We start from the raw sequence: 380 nt of genomic DNA, 5'->3' as shown, positions 1-380 counted from the left end.
GCAGCTCCATCGAGCTCATATCCAAGCCCTGCTCTGTTACATATTCCATGAACGGCACGATCAGCGCAGGCGTCGATTCGAAGATCGTAATCTGCCGGTCGCGAATCCAGCCATACAGACGAGTCGGATCGATCCGGTCGTCTTTCGGGCAAATGACCATCGTTCCGCCATTGTACAGCGTCCGCGCGATATCCCCGACGAACACGTCGAAGGAGAAGCTCGCCAATTGCAGCAGCCGCACCGGGAACTGATCCAGCCGGTATTCCCGGCGATAGGCCGCGGCCGTATTCACCAGGCTGCGGTGCTCGATCATAACGCCTTTCGGCCGTCCCGTCGTGCCCGACGTGTAGATCACGTACGCCAGATCGTGCGGCTCGCTC

The 380-nt window shown here is 59.7% G+C and carries 1 protein-coding gene; it reads right to left on the bottom strand.

The annotated features are described in order from the left end of the window. The coding region (locus QMG93_RS35055; protein ID WP_281944530.1) for an AMP-binding protein at positions 1-380 on the bottom strand (380 nt) is incomplete at both ends.

This window comes from Paenibacillus tyrphae, assembly GCF_027925525.1.
GTDB classification, from domain to species: Bacteria; Bacillota; Bacilli; order Paenibacillales; family NBRC-103111; genus Paenibacillus_G; species Paenibacillus_G tyrfis_B.
The sequence above is the reverse complement of the archived record's forward strand: the minus strand, read 5'-3'. Positions and strand labels throughout refer to the sequence as shown.